This is a genomic window from Streptomyces sp. AC627_RSS907 (genome assembly GCF_019049165.1).
In genome coordinates this window covers 1-593 of sequence record NZ_JAGMUE010001023.1, presented here as the reverse complement: position 1 = coordinate 593, position 593 = coordinate 1, and the positions used below count along the sequence as shown (strand labels likewise).

Sequence of the window (593 nt, the reverse complement as noted above, 5' to 3'; positions counted from 1 at the left end):
GACCCGGGTCGATCCGACGGCGCCGCCGCGTCAGGTGCTGCTCACCGGCGCCACCGGCTTCGTCGGCGCCCACCTGCTGGCCGAGTTGCTGACCAGCACGGACGCCGAGGTCGTCTGCCTGGTACGGGCGGCCGACCGGGAGCAGGCCACCGCCCGGCTGCGGCAGGCGCTGGACGAGCAGCAACTCGCCGTCGGCGAGGCCGCCCGGCGCATCGTCGCCGAGCCGGCCGACCTGGGCCGCCCGCACCTGGGCCTGGCCCCGGAACGGCTGGCCGAACTCGCCGCGAGCTGCGACGCGATCTTCCACAACGCCGCGACCGTCAGCATCATGCGCGAGTACTCCAGCCTGCGCGGCGCCAACACGGAGTCCACCCGGGAGCTGCTGCGCCTGGCGGCCGACCGGAGCATCCCGTTCCACCTGGTCTCCACGCTCTCCACGGCCCCGCCGTACAGCCGCAGCCCCGAGGTGCCCGAGGCGTTCCTGCCGCCGCACCCCGGCCTCATCTACGGCTACCAGCAGAGCAAGTGGGCCTCCGAACGACTCCTGGAGCAGGCGGCGGAGCGTGGCCTTCCGGTCACCCTGCACCGGCTCG

General features: G+C 74.5%; 1 protein-coding gene. It reads left to right on the top strand.

Features of this window, described 5'->3' with window-relative positions:
* The coding region (locus KUM32_RS40030) for a thioester reductase domain-containing protein (protein ID WP_217146633.1) at positions 1-593 on the top strand (593 nt) is incomplete at both ends.